The following is a 2,054-nucleotide window of genomic DNA, read 5'->3' as shown; positions in this document are numbered from 1 at the left end:
TCCCCATCGTCCATTTCACTCTCGAGAACGATGTGATAAACATCTATCATATCGGAGGCAAGCTTAACGAACTTGAAAGGCGATTCATGGAGGAGCGGCTTCATTCTCCCTACAAACGCTTTCACATTTCCGCGACAGGAGAAGACATGCTCCCTCCTGATATTTCCAAGACCATCATATTTTACGGCATGCAGCCCACATATCTTGCCGAAGCAATACACGAGCGTGTTTCAGGGCTTCCGGGATGCAGACACCAGTGCTATCATGACATCTACGGGCAGGAAATCGCCCTGGTCGACGCATTCGCGCCAGATGCCACAAAAGCGAATGCCGTGCTGCGCATGAAAGAGAAGACCGGAGCCGACCGGGTCGTGGCATTCGGCGACAACCTCAACGACATTCCGATGCTGCAGGCGGCAGATGTGGCGGTTGCGGTTGAAAACGCCTTGCCTGAGGTTAAAGAGATCGCGGACATCGTAATAGGTCCGAACACAGACGATGCCGTCGCGGAATTCATATCCGGCGACCGATGAGCCCGAACAGATCCACCCACCTATGAAGCATATAGACAGACGCACAGGGAAAATGCTCGGAATCGCGGCTTCGGCGATTGCAGTGATTCTTTTCCTGCTTGTGAGCAATAATCTGATCAAAGAACTCGAGAATCAGGAACGCGACCGCATGAACATATGGGCACAGGCAACGGAACGCCTTGCCAAGGCAAACATCGATTCGGACTTTGAGTTTCTGCTTGGCATAATCTCTCAGAACAACTCCATCCCCGTGCTGATATGCGACAAGGATTTCAACATATCCGAATTCCGGAACTTCTCCCTTCCTGACAAAGCCGACGAGGACAAATCACTCTTCAACGAGCTTTCTCCGAAAAACAAAGAATATCTACAGAAAAGATTGCGCAAAGCCCGTGGAGACACCCCTCTTGAAGAAATGGCGTCAAAAAACCGACATTTCATAGAAGTGGAGCTTTTCGGAGGTGAAAACCAGTATATTTACTACGAAGACTCCAGGCTGCTCCGTAGTCTGAGCATTTATCCGTATATCCAGATGGTTGTGATGATTATCCTCGCCCTGATCATCTATCTTGCCATGGTATATACAAAGCGGGCGGAGCAAAACAGAGTATGGGTAGGACTATCAAAAGAGACCGCCCACCAACTCGGCACCCCCATTTCCTCTCTCATTGCCTGGACCGAATATCTTCAGGCGAGCGGTGTCGAGGCAGAGATTACAGACGAGATAGACAAGGATGTGAAACGCCTTTCTGTCATTGCCGACAGATTTTCAAAAATAGGCTCCCAACCTGAGATTCAGCTTGATTATCTGAACGAAGTGGTGTCGAAATCGCTCGACTATATGAAGAGCCGCGTATCCGGAAGAGTGGACATCCGCATACATCTCTCTGTTGATGACCACGGGGTGCAGCTGTCTCGCCCGCTGATAGAATGGGTGATGGAGAATCTGACAAAAAATGCTGTTGACGCCATGCAAGGGGAAGGCAGACTCGACATAACCACGGGGACCGAAAAAAATATCGTGTGGATAGAAGTCAGAGATACCGGCAAAGGGATTGCCAGAAAGAATTTCAAGACAATATTCAATCCCGGATACACCACAAAAAAACGAGGCTGGGGACTGGGGCTCACACTTGCCAAAAGGATTGTGGAGGAATATCACGGAGGCAGGATATACGTGAAGGAATCGGAAATAGGCAAAGGCACGACATTCCGAATCGAGTTCCCGGCAGCATGACGGAATACACCCCTCCCGCACACTTCTTTCGATCATCAGGCAGTGCGGTGTCATTTTCCTGCATTCCTATTTTGTTAAAGGTGAAGATTTTTATTAATTTTGCAGTCATAACCAATCTGATCAGAATTTTTAATTTATGGATATATCATATAAATGGCTCAGACGCTATATCGATTTCGATTTGAGCCCGCGTGAGCTTGCCGCCACCCTCACATCTCTCGGACTTGAGTGCGACACAGTGGAGGAAGTGGAAAGCATCCGCGGAGGTTTGCGCGGCGTGGTAA

General features: G+C 49.1%; 2 protein-coding genes. Both read left to right on the top strand.

The window, feature by feature from the left end; genetic code table 11:
* The coding region (locus JX312_RS12755) for an HAD hydrolase family protein (protein ID WP_204458292.1) at positions 1–533 on the top strand (533 nt) is incomplete at its 5' end.
* Positions 534–555: 22 nt separating this feature from the next.
* A complete protein-coding gene (locus JX312_RS12750; RefSeq protein WP_124029534.1) occupies positions 556–1,770 on the top strand; it encodes a PAS domain-containing sensor histidine kinase in 1,215 nt (404 codons plus the stop codon).
* Positions 1,771–2,054 lie beyond the last annotated feature (284 nt).

This window comes from Barnesiella sp. CU968, assembly GCF_905219685.1.
In the GTDB taxonomy this organism is placed as follows: Bacteria; Bacteroidota; Bacteroidia; order Bacteroidales; family Muribaculaceae; genus Lepagella; species Lepagella muris_A.
The sequence above is the reverse complement of the archived record's forward strand: the minus strand, read 5'-3'. Positions and strand labels throughout refer to the sequence as shown.